Source organism: Solitalea lacus (assembly GCF_022014595.1).
In the GTDB taxonomy this organism is placed as follows: Bacteria; Bacteroidota; Bacteroidia; order Sphingobacteriales; family Sphingobacteriaceae; genus Solitalea; species Solitalea lacus.
In genome coordinates this window covers 1,889,717-1,903,141 of record NZ_CP091740.1, presented here as the reverse complement: position 1 = coordinate 1,903,141, position 13,425 = coordinate 1,889,717, and the positions used below count along the sequence as shown (strand labels likewise).

At 36.7% G+C, this 13,425-nt stretch carries 15 protein-coding genes; 9 read left to right on the top strand and 6 right to left on the bottom strand.

Features of this window, described 5'->3' with window-relative positions:
* Window positions 1-48 precede the first annotated feature (48 nt).
* Window positions 49-1,137, top strand: a complete 1,089-nt coding sequence (locus L2B55_RS08080) for a PepSY-associated TM helix domain-containing protein (RefSeq protein ID WP_237850039.1) — start codon at window positions 49-51, stop codon at window positions 1,135-1,137.
* Window positions 1,138-1,157: 20 nt separating this feature from the next.
* On the opposite strand, the gene L2B55_RS08075 is transcribed toward L2B55_RS08080, so the two are convergent.
* The gene (locus tag L2B55_RS08075; protein ID WP_237850038.1) at window positions 1,158-2,024 is read right to left on the bottom strand and encodes an SDR family oxidoreductase; all 867 of its coding nucleotides are present in this window, start codon (window positions 2,022-2,024) and stop codon (window positions 1,158-1,160) included.
* Between the two features lie 110 nt (window positions 2,025-2,134).
* On the opposite strand from L2B55_RS08075, the gene L2B55_RS08070 reads away from it, so the two are divergent.
* Complete coding sequence (locus tag L2B55_RS08070; RefSeq protein WP_237850037.1) at window positions 2,135-2,506, top strand: protein tyrosine phosphatase; 372 nt, start codon at window positions 2,135-2,137, stop codon at window positions 2,504-2,506.
* A 6-nt stretch (window positions 2,507-2,512) separates the two neighbouring features.
* Here the strand turns inward: L2B55_RS08070 and L2B55_RS08065 are convergent, their stop codons facing one another.
* Together L2B55_RS08065 and L2B55_RS08060 are read right to left on the bottom strand one after the other, a co-directional pair.
* A complete protein-coding gene (locus L2B55_RS08065) occupies window positions 2,513-3,259 on the bottom strand; it encodes a Mut7-C ubiquitin/RNAse domain-containing protein (protein WP_237850036.1) in 747 nt (248 codons plus the stop codon).
* Window positions 3,260-3,314: 55 nt separating this feature from the next.
* Entirely contained in the window at window positions 3,315-5,402 is a 2,088-nt protein-coding gene (locus L2B55_RS08060; RefSeq protein WP_338092198.1) for a thioredoxin domain-containing protein, read from the bottom strand.
* Between the two features lie 165 nt (window positions 5,403-5,567).
* On the opposite strand from L2B55_RS08060, the gene L2B55_RS08055 reads away from it, so the two are divergent.
* From L2B55_RS08055 to L2B55_RS08035, 5 genes are all read left to right on the top strand, one after another.
* Window positions 5,568-6,323, top strand: coding sequence for a LiaF transmembrane domain-containing protein (locus L2B55_RS08055; RefSeq protein ID WP_237850035.1), 756 nt, complete (start codon window positions 5,568-5,570; stop codon window positions 6,321-6,323).
* A 43-nt stretch (window positions 6,324-6,366) separates the two neighbouring features.
* Window positions 6,367-6,723: a DUF4288 domain-containing protein gene (locus tag L2B55_RS08050; protein ID WP_237850034.1), complete on the top strand. Its 357-nt coding sequence runs from the start codon at window positions 6,367-6,369 to the stop codon at window positions 6,721-6,723.
* An 81-nt stretch (window positions 6,724-6,804) separates the two neighbouring features.
* A complete protein-coding gene (locus L2B55_RS08045) occupies window positions 6,805-7,845 on the top strand; it encodes a sensor histidine kinase (RefSeq protein WP_237850033.1) in 1,041 nt (346 codons plus the stop codon).
* Window positions 7,838-8,581, top strand: coding sequence for a LytR/AlgR family response regulator transcription factor (locus L2B55_RS08040; protein WP_237850032.1), 744 nt, complete (start codon window positions 7,838-7,840; stop codon window positions 8,579-8,581). The genes L2B55_RS08045 and L2B55_RS08040 overlap by 8 nt, the downstream gene beginning before the upstream one ends.
* 13 nt (window positions 8,582-8,594) lie before the next feature.
* Entirely contained in the window at window positions 8,595-9,041 is a 447-nt protein-coding gene (locus tag L2B55_RS08035; RefSeq protein WP_237850031.1) for a DoxX family protein, read from the top strand.
* An 11-nt stretch (window positions 9,042-9,052) separates the two neighbouring features.
* Here L2B55_RS08035 and L2B55_RS08030 read toward each other — a convergent pair whose 3' ends face one another.
* A complete protein-coding gene (locus tag L2B55_RS08030; protein WP_237850030.1) occupies window positions 9,053-9,601 on the bottom strand; it encodes an HdeD family acid-resistance protein in 549 nt (182 codons plus the stop codon).
* 168 nt (window positions 9,602-9,769) lie between these two features.
* On the opposite strand from L2B55_RS08030, the gene L2B55_RS08025 reads away from it, so the two are divergent.
* Window positions 9,770-10,150 (top strand): DUF2784 domain-containing protein, encoded by a 381-nt coding sequence (locus L2B55_RS08025; RefSeq protein ID WP_237850029.1) that lies wholly within the window; start codon window positions 9,770-9,772, stop codon window positions 10,148-10,150.
* Between the two features lie 67 nt (window positions 10,151-10,217).
* Here L2B55_RS08025 and ald read toward each other — a convergent pair whose 3' ends face one another.
* A complete protein-coding gene (gene ald, locus L2B55_RS08020) occupies window positions 10,218-11,330 on the bottom strand; it encodes an alanine dehydrogenase (protein WP_237850028.1) in 1,113 nt (370 codons plus the stop codon).
* Between the two features lie 412 nt (window positions 11,331-11,742).
* On the opposite strand from ald, the gene L2B55_RS08015 reads away from it, so the two are divergent.
* Entirely contained in the window at window positions 11,743-12,426 is a 684-nt protein-coding gene (locus L2B55_RS08015; RefSeq protein WP_237850027.1) for a DUF2490 domain-containing protein, read from the top strand.
* 94 nt (window positions 12,427-12,520) lie between these two features.
* Here L2B55_RS08015 and L2B55_RS08010 read toward each other — a convergent pair whose 3' ends face one another.
* The gene (locus tag L2B55_RS08010) at window positions 12,521-13,399 is read right to left on the bottom strand and encodes an aldo/keto reductase (RefSeq protein ID WP_237850026.1); all 879 of its coding nucleotides are present in this window, start codon (window positions 13,397-13,399) and stop codon (window positions 12,521-12,523) included.
* Window positions 13,400-13,425: the final 26 nt, after the last annotated feature.

The window sequence follows — 13,425 nt, the reverse complement described above, 5'->3', positions numbered from 1 at the left end:
CCTTCCCATTTGGAGAAGGGGCTTTGATTTGAATTTAAAACAAACTCAATGTCAAATATTCTTCTTCGCAAAACATATAAAATCCATAAATGGGTGGGCCTTATTTCGGGCTTATTATTATTAATCATTGCCCTAAGTGGATCTATTCTAGTTTTCAGAGAAGACATTAATAAAATTCAACTGCAACCTCCAGTTGTAAGTTATACGCAAGAAAAGCTAAGCCTTGGTAAATCAATTAGAACAATTGCCGCACGCTACCCGGATGCAGAAATTCGGTTAGTTAATGCTACTCCTAATGAAAGTGAAAGCTTGCAGTTTAGCGTACGAAAATCAAAAACTCGCCTTACAGTTTACACTCATCCTGTAACCGGCGTTGTTTTAAAAACTATAGACGCGAACTCAACATTAGTAGTATGGATGTTAAACCTTCATTACAACCTGCATGCAGGTCTAACCGGTAAAACAATTGTTTTGGTCACCGGTATATTGTTTCTATTATCAATTATCACTGGTTTTATTATCTATCGAAAATCCATTTGGAAAGTCTTATCGTTCAATGTTAAGGTAAACGGAAAAAACAAACGGTCTCTATCCTCTTCCTTGCACCGCACTATAGGTGTCTGGAGTTTACTCTTAAACTTTATTTTAGCCCTAACAGGAATAATAATTAGTTTTTCAGTAGTATCAACAGGCTTTAAAAAGAAGGATAAAAAAAGCCATTCGCATATTCCTTTACACATTAATTGCAACATAGACAGCACAATAACCAAAATTAAGGCAGAGCATCAGTACTATACTCCTAACCTTATTCGAATCCAGGCAGGAAGTCAGACTATGCAAATTGGAGGAAGCTTACCTGACGACTTTCCTCTTTATTTTCCATTTGTAAACCGTATTAAAGTTGACTTGAACACAGGCAAGGTAATAGGAAAATTTGAACGTATGACTGAAAAAAGTGTTGGAGAAAAATTTAATGAATTAGTTAAACCACTTCATTTTGGTGAATACGGTGGTTTAGCAATTAAATTTTTTTATTGCCTAGCAGGATTAAGTATTCCATTTCTTTCCATTACTGGTTTCGCTTTATGGATGCTTAAAAGAAGACAACCTCAGAAAACCAAACCTATATTAGCATAAGAAACTCTTAACCTTACTCTTTATGCTTTTTGCCATTCATTGGCAGTTTCTTTTGCAAAATCGATGAAACTTCGAGGAGTATGACCTAGTAATTGAGTAAGCAATTCAATGTCCTTGGTTGTTGCCTTTAACCCATTTTTTTGAAAATAGGCAAACATTAGACTTAAATCAAAAACCAACCATGCAGGTAGGTAGTTTAGAGCTTGTTGCTCCCAAGTTATAAGGTCGTCTCCAACATATACTATTGGTCTTCCCAATACATTACTCCATGTTTCGGCTACGCTATTTCCTGTAAAAACATCGGGACCAACCAAATTATATGTTTTACCGTCATGACCATCAGTAGTCAATGCAATTGCAGCAGCTTCTGCAATATCTCGTACATCAACTCGCGAGAGGCCTATATTACCAATTGGTTGCGGCCATACATTGTATTGCAGCAATGCATCTTTAAACATATAATCATTTTGATAAAAATGATTAGGCCTCAGGATTGTGTAAGGAATTCCTGAAGCTTTTATCGCAATTTCAATAGAAATTTTTGAACCAAAATGAGGCAAGTAAGGAGCTAAATCCAAATTATGGACAGACATATAAACAAATCTTTTAACGCCAGCCATTCGTGCTCCATTTACCGCCATAATTCCTTCGTGTGTTTCAGTTAGACTTACGCCATTAAGCATAAAAACTCCATCCATTCCCTTAAAGGCCGACCGGATTGTTTCTACGTCAAGTAAATCACCTTGAATACCTTTTACTCCATGAGGCAGATTGTCAATCTTAGCTGTATTGCGTGTAAGCACAGAAACATCAACATTCCTTGAGCGTAGTTCATCAACTACCTTAGATCCAACCGTACCGGTACCACCAATAACAAGAATTTTCAACTGTCACCCTCCTTAATTTTTTAGTTAATGTGTAATTTGTATAGAAATTAGGGGTTCCAACAAACGATTTAACTCTTACTTAATCCACTAAATACAAGCCACTTACTATCATGAATATACTTTTTGTTTGTGAATATAACAAGATGCGAAGCCCTACCGCCGCATCAATTTATGCAGCTGATAAACGGTTTAATGTGAAATCTGCAGGAGTAGATCAATCGGCTGAAAAGGTTGTCAAAAAAGAAGACCTTGAATGGGCTGATTATGTAATTACTATGGAGAAAGAACAAGCACATAAACTGCAAAGCATGTTTCCTGAACAATTTCCACAAACAATTGTACTTAGCCTTTTCATCCCTGATCAATATCAATTTATGCAACCTGAACTGATCGAAGAATTAAAAAGCCACTTTGAGTACATTTATCAAGCGAGAATTATTCCTACCGAGATGGCTAAAGAGAAAGACGATGATGAAATGTAAAAACCTTCACAGTTCATTTTGTAGAATTTGATGCAGAAACTCCTGCAATCGATTATAGTGCGAGCCTTTCCAATAAATACGTTTGCATGACTTACATTGGAAGAATTCATTGAAATACTTCCTTGTTTCTTCCTGCAACCAATTATCGATGGACTCTTTATCTACCCTAACAATTATTCCATTGCACTCCAAACACCTTACAAATGGGGCAAACTTGGGGGCAAGCTTAAAAAACCTGACAACCTCCTTAATCTGTTCGGATACATATTGAGATCTAATCCAATAACCCCACTTAACGGCATTATGTTGTAATAAATGCAAATCACGGGTTAAGATGATACGTTGTTCTTTAGCTGCAATACTCACAATGGCTTCATCGGCATAATCGTTTTCATAGAGCGTATCCAATCCAAGCAAGCGTAGAGCTTTGGCCAATTTGCCTAAATGAACATCCAGAATAAACGTGTCAGGTGTTTTATGATTGTTGAGTGAATATGCCTTAGGAAAAGTATTTTTATCATTAATTGGATAAACATCTACCCTATCCTCTTTCTTAATTAGATATGAAAAATCAACAGGCTCATTATTTACTAAAATAACGCTTACCTCTGGATGAGGAACACCCAATGCTTCAATAACATTCTTTACAGATGGTGATACATAGAATTGATACTTAATCCAGGTATTTTTCTGCTTAGATTCCAGAAAGTCATTCAATTGGCTATGAAAACGAAAACTAGCAGATTTAAGCATAAGATTTAAACTATACTTTCAAAGCTAATGCCGATGGCTGAAATTCCATTGAAAGCTAAACAACAGGGTAATCATTCTTCATTTGTGATACGGCATCTTCAACTTCCGCAACAGGTAATTGGCAAGTCTTATTAACGCAAACAAAGATTCTGGATTCTTCTGAAATTTTTCCATCAAGCAATGGCAAACTTCCCGTCTCTCCTCCCATAACCAATTTATTTGGTATATAATACTGCTCAAGAGCCAAAAGCTTTTGTGTATTATTTTTACCGGTTATCGCTACTTCATAATATGGAAATACATTTTCCATCATCAATAAGGCCCAATTTGAATAACCCGATACGTATTTGCTAATTTGAGCACTAACATTGTTCAGCATTTGGGCTGACAAATCAAGATAGTCTTGTTTTTGGAAATAGGTACCCAGCTTTAACAACACGCGAGCCAATGTGGAATTTGATGCTGGAATAACGGAGTCCATAATTTCTTGCTTGCGAGAAATCAATTGTTTGTCAGTATCAGCTGTGTAAAAGAACAAACCTGATTCTGCATCATAAAAATGGTCGATGCAATACTTAGCCAATTCATCAGCCTCTTGTAGCCATTGCTCATTTAACGTGGCCTGATACAATTCAACAAATGCCTCAGCTAAAAACGAATAATCATCTAAAAAACCATTTATTGTAGCCTTCCCTTCTTTATAATTCCGTTTTAATCCACCATTTTCTGTTTTCAAATTACTAAGTAGAAACTGGGCGTTGGTTATTGCAATGGTTAAATACTCCTCATTTTGAAGAGCTTTATAAGCATCTACATATCCCTTCATCATCATGGCATTCCATGAGGTAAGTATTTTATCATCCAATCCCGGCCTTATGCGGCCTTGACGCACTTTCATCAATTTGGTTTTGCAGCGTTCAATAATTTCCAGTAACTGATGTTCAGGCATTCCCAATTCCATTGCCAATACGTCATCATCTTGCTTACGATGAAGAATATTGGTTTCCTCCCAATTTCCTTGCTCTGTTACATTGTAGTAAATGCTAAAAAGCTCTTCGTCGCTACTTAAAATTCCCTGAAGCTCATCTTTCGTCCAACAGTAAAACTTGCCCTCCACACCTTCGCTATCCGCATCCAAAGCCGAATAAAATCCACCTTCGGGCGATGTTAGTTCTCGTTTAACAAAATCAAGCGTTTGCTCTACTACATTTTTATACAATTCTGAATGGCAATATTGATAAGCTTCTGCATATAAACTCACTAATTGAGCATTGTCGTAAAGCATTTTCTCAAAGTGAGGCACCAACCAAACCGTATCGACCGAATATCGCGCAAAACCTCCTCCTAATTGATCATAAATCCCGCCATAAGCCATTTTATCCAGCGTTAGACGTACAATTACATTGGCAGCCTGATGCTTCATTAAATGCGCATAGCGCAATAAAAATTGAAAATTATTAGGCAAAGGAAACTTTGGAGCTCTATTATGCCCACCATCGGAAAAGTCAAAATAATGTATCCACGGCTCTACTAACTGATAGAGGGTTTCAGCAGTATATAGTTGCTTTTCTTTTACAAATGACACCAAATCAGCCTGATTGATTCCCTTGAGAAGACGATCAGCATATTCTTCTGCCTCTTGGGGCTTGTTATGGTAAAAGGCATTTAAATCATGTAATAATTGTTTCCAATCATTTTTTCGGTAATATGTACCTCCATATAATGGGCGCTGGTCAGGCAAACAAAAACAATTCAAAGGCCAGCCTCCACCTCCAGTCATTAGCTGTACCGCAGTCATGTATATTTGGTCGATATCCGGCCGTTCTTCCCTGTCAACTTTAATGCATATATACTGCTCATTCATTATTGCAGCCACCTCTTCATCTTCAAACGACTCGTGCTCCATTACATGGCACCAGTGACAAGCCGAGTAACCCACACTCACCAAAATAAGCTTATTTTCCTCTCGTGCTTTTTGCAAAGCCGCTTCGCCCCATGGATACCAGTTTACCGGATTATGTGCATGCTGAAGCAAATAAGGAGAAGTTTCGTGGATAAGAGAATTGGTATGTTTTTGCATAAACGAAGATACGAAAAAACAGCCTCCCCCAACTCCTATAAAGGATAGCTGTGACTTAAACATTAGCAATATTTTAAGACCGATGGTTAGTCTCAGTCTATGAGCTACCCCGTTCACCGATCAAACAATGCTGTTTACCGAGACTTTACTAAGCATCATCGGAATGAGGTTTGGTAGGTTCCAATTCAGTATTACTTTTGGATTATTGAAACGCTAGAATTTAAAAAAATGGAAACAGAATCAAATTATCCAGAAGATAGATACAGCAGAATGAGAGAACGCAGAGAACGTCACATTCAAAAATATGGTCGTCCAAATAATTTTTTAGGTGGATTGGTGATCGTGGCCATCGGAGTTATTATTTTATTGAGACAGATGGATTTGGGCATCCCTGATTATATTTTCAGCTGGCAAACATTACTAATCGGAATTGGACTCTTTGTTGGAGCAAAGCACAACTTCCGAGGTGGAGGATGGCTAATACCAATCTTTATTGGCTCGTATTTTTTGGTAACTGAATATTATGCATGGGATCTACCCATCCGAAGGTACCTCATCCCTGCAGGTGTAATCCTCCTCGGACTTTTCATCATGCTGCGTCCTAAACACAGAGTATTTCAATGCGCAACAGAAGGTGTTTCGGATGAAGATGTGGTAAATATTACAAACGTTTTCGGTGGCACTAAGCGAACCATCTTATCAAAGAATTTTAAAGGTGGAAGAGTAGAATCAGTTTTTGGCGGAGTGGATATGAACCTATCCCAAGCCGATATTGAAGGGACTATAATACTTGAAATCGAAAATGTATTTGGAGGCACCAAAATGGTTATTCCGGCTAATTGGGAAGTAAAAATTGAAACTGTCAATGTTTTCGGTGGTGTAAATGATAAACGCCCGGTAATGCCATCTACAGAGGTTCCTTCCAAAACATTGATTATCAAAGGATCTTGTGTTTTTGGCGGAATTGATATCAGGAGTTATTAATCAAAAGAACTTTATTACAAACAAAACCTTAACAACTACAAATATGGAATGGTTTATTGCAAAGTTAGTTTACCAAATCCAATCAGGAGAAGGTAAGCATCAGCCTCAGTTTGATGAACAGTTGAGATTGATACAGGCAGAAGACTTTTCAGCTGCACTCTCTAAAGCTAAAGAAGTCGGAGTTGATCAACAAGCGGTATTCTTAAATGTGAACAAGGAATTAGTGAACTGGCGTTTTATCGATGTAATTGCTCTTGATAAAATTAACTCAGTTTCGGATAAATCGGAGGTTTATTCAGAAATTGTGGAGGCGAATAACGAAGTAGAATACTTAGATGAACTAAAAATTAAAGCACGCAAAGTTCGCCGACAACTTATTCAATTAGAGCATTATATTTAATTTCCAATCGAATAACCATCAGCTTGCAGTCGTCGGTTCAAAAACAGACGACTGCAAACTACATAGCATACGCATCATAAAATGGCCACATACCCATTAAAAAACAAATTTTTTTTATGCGCATTTTTTACTTTCTGGCTAGCCTGGGGAGTTATACATGCCATTATTCTTAATTATTCATTTGGGTTAGAATGGAACATGGCTGCAATTGATAGTGCAGCTTCCAATATACTATTGGCATGCGGTTGTGCACTTATAAGCTATATCTTTATATTCTATCGTCCGGAAGGTAATTATGCTTTCACTATAATTGAAATTATTGCAGTAACTGCTTTATGGTTGTTCTTGAGCAATGTCACACTTTCAAATCTTATAAGCTCGCCTGATTATCAACTATTCTTAAAAAAATCAATACTGGTAAGATTTTTATTAGGCTGCCTCGTAATTGGCTGGGTAGCTGTATTGAGTCTGTTCTGGTACAACAAAGAAGAACAGGAAGAACACATTCGAATTCATGAATCAACAGAAAAGTTAGCCCGGGAAGCAGAACTGTTTAAACTGAGGCAACAGCTTCAACCACACTTTTTGTTCAATAGTTTAAATTCCATTAGTGCATTGATCGTTGTTCAACCTGAACAAGCCAGAACAATGATTCAGCAGCTTTCCGACTTTTTGAGGGGAACACTTAAAAAAGAAGAAAACCAATGGGTTACAATTGAAGAAGAAATCCAGCATTTAAAATTGTACCTCGAAATAGAAAAAGTTCGTTTTAGTCATCGTTTAAAAACCATTATCAGCATGGATGAAGATGCTAAAACATGTACCTTACCCCCAATGCTACTACAACCAATTGTTGAAAATGCAATTAAGTTTGGATTGTACGACACCATTGACGAGGTAGAAATAATCATTGCTGTTACCCGGAGTGCCAATAATGATCTCATTGTAAAGGTAAGCAACCCTTTTGATCCTAAAACAAATGTTCCACAAGGAACAGGTTTCGGCTTAAGTTCAATCAATAGACGTTTGTATTTATTATTTGCACGTAATGATTTATTAGAAGTCAAACCACAAGAAACAACTTATCACGTTACCTTAAGAATTCCACAAACCAATGATTAAAGCAATATTAATTGATGATGAACCTCTTGCCAGGGCTATTGTGCAAGAATACTTAAAATTCTATTCAGAAATTGAAGTGATTCTGGAATGCGGTGATGGTTTTGAGGGAGCAAAAGCCATTAATGCACTTAAACCCGATTTAATTTTTCTTGACATACAAATGCCTAAAATCACAGGCTTTGAAATGTTGGAGTTGCTAGATTGCCCTCCTGCCGTAATATTTACCACAGCCTTTGACGAGTACGCAATTAAAGCTTTTGAAGCTAATGCAATTGATTATTTATTGAAACCGTTTTCAAAAGAACGATTCGATAAAGCCTTACAAAAATGGTTATCTAATAGATCTTCAAATGATCCTGGTGCTGCAAATTTAAAGATAATTGAAAGCATATCCACCAGTCCTGCTCAAAGCAACCGGGTGGTTGTTAAAGTAGACGGAAAAATTAAAATCATTCCTACTTCAGAAATTCAATACCTGGAAGCTGCTGACGATTACGTAAAAATTCAAACAGAGGAAGGTGCATTTTTAAAGAACAAAACAATGAGTTTCTTTGAGAAGACTTTAGATCCTCAACAATTTATCCGCATCCATCGCTCGTATATCCTCAACATGAATCAAATCGTACGAATCGATTTGTACGATAAAGAGTCGCATTTGGCTGTATTAAAGTCAGGTATTCAATTGCCTGTGAGTAAATCAGGTTATGTAAAACTGAAAGAAATATTAAGTATTTAAACCGAAATTTATAGTGAAACCACTAGTCATACTTATAGCAACCTTTCTGCTAGTGTTGTTAATTACCGCTTTGACATCTGCAGGTATTAATCCTTCATTGGCGGGGCGTGTAGGCATGAGTGCCATGTTATTGTTTACTGCACTTGGCCATTTTATGTTTACCAAGGGAATGACTATGATGATTCCTCAAGCTGTACCTTTTAAAACGTCTTTGGTTCGCATTACAGGTATTCTTGAAATTTTAGCGGCCATAGGATTATTAATTCCTTCATTATATCAGTTTACAGGGCATTTCCTTATTCTCTTTTTCTTATTGCTTCTACCTGCTAATGTATATGCCGCCATAAAGAAAGTAGATTATCAAAAAGGAGATTTTACCGGTAAAGGATTAAAGTATTTATGGTTCAGAATACCGCTGCAACTATTTTTTATTACCTGGACATGGTATTTCTGTTTATAACATTTTTTAAATTAATATCTGAGTCTACTGCCAAAAGATCGGATTCGAAAAGCTGTAACAACCCACATTAATCCCATTACAATTGAAAATGCTGCAATTAGCCAAACAAGGCTGATTGCACCTGCAACGGGGTTACTTATTATTAAAAAGCCGAAAATAATAGTCATTACGCCACTAAAGGCAATCCAGCCTTCCCCCTTTACCTCACTGCGAACATGAATGGAAAAGGCTATTTTAATAATTCCCCCAATAATGGCCCAAAAACCTACCATAAAAGCTATGGAAATGGTAGCAGCCTCGGGCAATTGCAATGCAATAACACCGACTCCCAAACTTAGTATGCCATCTAATACCAACAGCCACTTATCTTCACGACGCCCCCAACTCAAAACAACTGTAAGCAAAGCGATGAAACCATCGGCTATTAAATAAAAACCAAAGAAATATAAAAGAATGATTAAAGTAATGCTTGGCCATATAATAGCAATGATTCCAAAGCCTAAAGCAACCAAGCCGCGTAAGAAAATGACCCACCAGTTGCGTATAAGAGATTGTAACATAAGCGCATGTTTAGCTAGTTAAAAATATTTCGATTAACGAAATTTACTCTAACTTCTCTTAAATATAATAAATGATTGAGAAAGAATAAAATATACATAATAGCAATTACACAGATCTGAATTTAAGTATCTTTAATTAGGAAGCTCTGTCCAATAATATACTACTACGTGTTCTATGCGCTCGACATTTTTTTTGTTATCCTGCACAGCTCGCTGATTCTTTTCAATCTGTTTGGATGGGCAATAAAGGGATGGAGAAAAGTTAACTTAATTACACTTTCTCTTACTGCATTTTCATGGTTTATTTTGGGAATTTGGAAAGGTTGGGGGTATTGTCCTTTAACCGACTGGCATTTTGAAATAATACGAAAGCTTGGAGCCAAAAACTTACCTAACTCATATATAAAGTATTTAGCTGACCGTATTACCGGGTATAACTTTGATGCGAACCTGATTGATACAATAACTTTGCTAAGTTTTATTGCAGCTCTTACAATATCAATTTATTTGAATTTGAAGAATCATAAGTCCACCATTAATCAACCATAAAAAACGACCCCGATGATGGGGCCGTTCAATTCACTATCTATAAAGAAAAATTTTATGAAAATTATTACTACAAGTAGTTTTCTACAGGAGTGAAAGACATGTTAAATGCATCAGCAACAGGCTTGTACACAATCTGACCGTTAATTACATTTAAGCCTTTACGTAATTCCTCATCGTTTTGACAAGCTTGTAACCAACCTTGGTTAGCTAATTTGATAACATAAGGCAACGTAGCGTTGGTTAATGCCAAAGTTGAAGTATAAGGCACAGCACCTGGCATGTTAGCAACACAGTAGTGAACAACTCCGTCAATCACAAATGTCGGATTTTCGTGAGTTGTAGGTTTACATGTTTCAATACATCCACCTTGGTCAACTGCCACGTCAACCAAAACAGTACCCGGTTGCATGTCTTTTAACATTTCGCGAGTAATTAAGTGTGGAGCTTTAGCACCTGGAATCAATACCGCACCAACAATCAGGTTTGAAGATTTAATTGCTTGGGCAATATTGTATGAATTCGACATAACTGTTTTAACGTTTGCCGGAAGAATATCAGATAAATAACGTAAGCGAGGCAGGCTGATATCCATAATGGTTACATCGGCACCTAAACCAGCAGCCATTTTAGCAGCTTCAGTACCAACGATACCACCACCTAATACTAAAACTTTTGCAGGAGCTACACCGGCAACACCGCCTAATAAAATACCGCGACCACCTAATGGTTTTTCAAGGTAGTTAGCACCTTTTTGAATTGCCATACGACCAGCAACTTCACTCATTGGAACTAACAATGGTAATGAGCGGTCTTTTTTCTCAACAGTTTCATACGCCAAACACACTGCTTTGCTTTGAACCATCGCTTTTGTTAAAGGCTCATGCGAAGCAAAGTGGAAATACGTGAAAACAAGTTGGTTTTCTTTAATCAATTTATATTCTGATTCGATCGGTTCTTTAACCTTAACGATCATTTCTGCGATAGAATAAACTTCTTCAATGGTAGGAAGAATTGTAGCACCAGCAGTTTTGTACTCCTCATCGCTGAATCCGCTACCGTTTCCGGCTGAAGCCTGAACATACACTGTATGTCCGTTTTTTACCAACTCAGTTACACCACCAGGTGTAAGAGCAACACGATTTTCGTTGTTTTTAATTTCTTTTGGTAATCCGACGATCATAATGATAATGATTAGGTTTTTTGACGTACAAAAATGTTCATTTTAATTCATCAAAAGTTAACAATTATCAAGAAAACACTATCATTTTGAACTATTTACACAAACTGAAATGTTATTTTGAGTTTTAAAGATTACTAAAAATTTAACTCTGCATAACATAGAATTTATAAACTATATTTTTAAAAAAAGCACGTTTTAACACGTAGTTTGTGAACCAAAACTTAATGAAAAACGCGCGTTTTCACCTTAATCAATCGATTGCTTTAAATCTTTTGTATTTTTAATAGATACGTCACCATCATACAAAATACTTATGCGCTCACTATTTACCTTCAACCTCTTTTTATTGTGCCTTTTTTCAACCTGTTGTAATGTTTTTGCTCAAGCTGAAAAGTTAGTAAATCACAATGCCATGTCCTGGTTTTCACTCAACAATGTTATACAGTTTACCCCCAAATGGGCTACTATAGTTGATATTCATAACCGCAGGCAAGATTTTATGGCTGAAACTAATTTTTGGTTCTTAAGAGGAGGCCTCTCCTATTATATAAAACCGAATTTACGTGTAACTGCGGGTTATGGACATTTATGGCTTGCGCCAGCAGAAGGATTATCGAACTGGCAAGATGAAAATCGATTTTATACAGAGTTACTTTTTACCCAAAAACTTAACACATTAGGTTTACTACAACGATTACGCGTTGAACAGCGCTGGCAAGAACAGTTGACCAATGATGTAAAAACCGGAATTCGATTTACTAACCGGATACGGTATTTACTTAGCTTTACCATACCCGTTTTTAAAGGAGAGAAGAAAAATAAACTGCCCGCATTGATGATTGCAGATGAAATACTTCTAAATTTCGGCAAACAGGTAGTTTATAATTCTTTAGATCAAAACCGTTTCTTTGTTGGAATAAAACAAAACATTACCTCCACACTAAACTTCGACTTTGGATATATGAATGTTTTTCAACAAAAAACCAGTGGTAATGTTTATGATAGCAATAACACCTTACGATTATTCTTTTACTACACACTTAATTTGAGAAAAAAAGAAATAGAACCGACACCGATACATGAAAGCGGGGATTAGATAATCCTGCATCCTGATGTGGTTAATGTGAAATACCGAATAACGAACTTTGGGTCAGTCTTCCTTTACATTCATTATTCGGTATATCTATTTATTATTTAACTGTTTGATAAATTTCATACCAGTCTTCATGCGACATATTAATATCAAAGGCTTTAGCCGCATTAGTAATTCTTTGCATATTTAAGGCTCCAATAATAGGTAGTGCCCCAAGCTTAATTAACCAGGCCACAGCAGTTTCTTCCACATTGGCATTATATTTTTGTGCCACTTCATCCAGTTTGGATCTCAATTTAACTGCCTGTTCATCAGATCCATCCAAAATACGACCACCGGCTAATGGAGACCATGCCAGCGGTTTGCTGTACTTCTGACGAATAAAATCAAACCTGCCATCATCAATTGCTGAAGTATTCAATAGGTTTAACTCGATATGACTGGTTACCACCGGCACGCGCAAATAAGAAGAAATAAGTTGATGTTGCGAGGCCGTTAAATTGGCTACACCAAAATGTTTTATTTTACCCGCTTCAATTAACTGTAAAACAGCCCCTGCAGTTTCCTCCAAGTTTGAAATATGATCAAGATTATCTAACAAAAAGATGTCAACGTAATCCGTTTGAAGATTTCTGAGGGAATTGTCAACGCTTTTTTTAATGTACTCGGCAGATGAATTGATATAATCGAAATTAACTCCGCTAGTTCCTTTTTTAACTATTCCGCATTTGGTAAATAGCACAATGTCTTCCCGCTTAATAGATTTTTGGCGCACCACTTTTCCAAATAGCTCTTCGCAGGAGTAATTACCGTAATAATCGGCGTGATCAAAGGTGTTAATACCAAGATTTAAACAATGTTCTAGTATTCCATCCATATCCTCGGCGCTCACTTTTCCTTCAGTCCCCCAACGCCAAAAACCATAAATAGCGGCCGATACTTTTGGCCCTGAATCACTTAGATAGACCTTTTTCATTAAATAAAATTGATTTTTGAGTTGTA

Excerpts from the sequence above, each read along its gene's own strand:
- L2B55_RS08080 (WP_237850039.1), top strand. The coding sequence starts at position 49 with ATGTCAAATATTCTTCTTCGCAAAACATATAAAATCCATAAATGGGTG.
- L2B55_RS08070 (WP_237850037.1), top strand. The coding sequence starts at position 2,135 with ATGAATATACTTTTTGTTTGTGAATATAACAAGATGCGAAGCCCTACC.
- L2B55_RS08065 (WP_237850036.1), bottom strand. The coding sequence starts at position 3,259 with ATGCTTAAATCTGCTAGTTTTCGTTTTCATAGCCAATTGAATGACTTT.
- L2B55_RS08060 (WP_338092198.1), bottom strand. The coding sequence starts at position 5,402 with ATGTTTAAGTCACAGCTATCCTTTATAGGAGTTGGGGGAGGCTGTTTT.
- L2B55_RS08055 (WP_237850035.1), top strand. The coding sequence starts at position 5,568 with ATGGAAACAGAATCAAATTATCCAGAAGATAGATACAGCAGAATGAGA.
- L2B55_RS08050 (WP_237850034.1), top strand. The coding sequence starts at position 6,367 with ATGGAATGGTTTATTGCAAAGTTAGTTTACCAAATCCAATCAGGAGAA.
- L2B55_RS08045 (WP_237850033.1), top strand. The coding sequence starts at position 6,805 with ATGGCCACATACCCATTAAAAAACAAATTTTTTTTATGCGCATTTTTT.
- L2B55_RS08040 (WP_237850032.1), top strand. The coding sequence starts at position 7,838 with ATGATTAAAGCAATATTAATTGATGATGAACCTCTTGCCAGGGCTATT.
- L2B55_RS08030 (WP_237850030.1), bottom strand. The coding sequence starts at position 9,601 with ATGTTACAATCTCTTATACGCAACTGGTGGGTCATTTTCTTACGCGGC.
- ald (WP_237850028.1), bottom strand. The coding sequence starts at position 11,330 with ATGATCGTCGGATTACCAAAAGAAATTAAAAACAACGAAAATCGTGTT.
- L2B55_RS08015 (WP_237850027.1), top strand. The coding sequence starts at position 11,743 with ATGTCCTGGTTTTCACTCAACAATGTTATACAGTTTACCCCCAAATGG.
- L2B55_RS08010 (WP_237850026.1), bottom strand. The coding sequence starts at position 13,399 with ATGAAAAAGGTCTATCTAAGTGATTCAGGGCCAAAAGTATCGGCCGCT.